Origin of the sequence: Aquabacterium parvum (assembly GCF_001447195.1) — a bacterium.
Lineage (GTDB): Bacteria > Pseudomonadota > Gammaproteobacteria > Burkholderiales > Burkholderiaceae_C > Aquabacterium > Aquabacterium parvum.
Genome location: NZ_LFRI01000374.1, coordinates 1 through 275 on the forward strand (window position 1 = coordinate 1; position 275 = coordinate 275).

At 64.4% G+C, this 275-nt stretch carries 1 protein-coding gene; it reads left to right on the forward strand.

Translation table 11 applies throughout. The features are described from left to right. On the forward strand, window positions 1-275 hold a 275-nt coding region (locus tag ABG80_RS22860), incomplete at both ends, for a phospholipase D-like domain-containing protein (RefSeq protein WP_160322546.1).

Genomic DNA, 275 nt, shown 5'->3' on the forward strand with positions numbered 1-275 from the left:
GCCCTCAAGCACCTGCTGTCGCAAAGCGGGGCGCGCATCAAGTCAGCCTTGACGCTCATCGGCAAGAACGCCCAAGGCGACAAGCTGCCGCAAAACCAGATCTGCTGGGCGCTGGGCCAGCGCATCGAGCACGCGGTGCGCTGCAACTTCCCCTTCCATGCCTTCGTGGTCTTGCCCGTTCACCCCGAGGGCCGGCTCGATGACCTGGCCATCATCGGCCAGATCCACTGGACCATGCAAAGCCTGGTCTACGGCAGCCACAGCCTGGTCAACCG